This window comes from Rugosimonospora africana (assembly GCF_016862975.1).
Lineage (GTDB): Bacteria > Actinomycetota > Actinomycetes > Mycobacteriales > Micromonosporaceae > Rugosimonospora > Rugosimonospora africana.
Window position 1 is genome coordinate 1 of record NZ_BONZ01000190.1, and the last position, 877, is coordinate 877.

Below are 877 nucleotides of genomic sequence, written 5' to 3' on the forward strand. Positions count from 1 at the left end.
GATATGATGCAAGACCAGCAACAAGACCGAGCTTTGCTCGCCTAGCGCGAACAGACGCGCCCGCAGCGGAATCTCACGTGACAAGTCAAACCCACGAGAGGTCTCCGCCGCCAAAGCAGCGTCGAGGCCGCCCTCGGTCATATCCACGACGGGTACCTGCGGACGGGCCTCATCCGGGTCCAGAACCACCTGCCTCGGAACCCCATCCGTCTCGACGAAGATCGTTCGCAAACTCTCATGACGACGAACGACGTCCCCCAGCGCCAGCTCAAGCGCCGCAACGTCCAGGTCCCCGACCAGGCGCACCGCGATCGGCATGTTGTACGTCGCCGCCCCCTGCTCACCCTCCAGTCGGTTCAGGAACCACAAGCGACGCTGCGCGAACGACAACGGAACCTGCGCCGGCCGCGATACGGTGCGCAGCGGAAGGTTTGCCTGGTCGGCTTTGTCGATAGCGGCACAGATCCCGGCGACAGTGGGTGATTCAAACAGGGTACGGATCGTGAGTTCGACGCCCAGTACCGTACGAAGTCGACCAATCAGCCGGGTCGCCAGCAGAGAGTCGCCTCCGAGCCGGAAGAAGTTGTCGTGGATTCCGACTTGCCCTACCCCAACGACTTCTCCGAAGATCTCACACAATATCTCTTCCAACGGGTTACGCGGACCGCGTGAGGACTTGCTCCCCTGTACATCGGGGGCGGGGAGCCCCTTGCGATCGAGTTTTCCGTTGCTGGTCAACGGCAACGAGTCCAGGACCAACACCGCGGCGGGCACCATGTGATCCGGCAAACGCTTCGCCAACCGGTCACGCAGCACACCCCCATCGGCCGTTGCCCCGTCGACGCCGACCACGTAACCCACGAGCCGCTTCTCGCCC

The 877-nt window shown here is 63.3% G+C and carries 1 protein-coding gene; it reads right to left on the reverse strand.

The features are described 5' to 3' along the window. Positions 1-861 (reverse strand): condensation domain-containing protein (locus Raf01_RS49160; RefSeq protein WP_239134605.1); only part of this gene is annotated, 861 nt, incomplete at its 3' end. Positions 862-877: the final 16 nt, after the last annotated feature.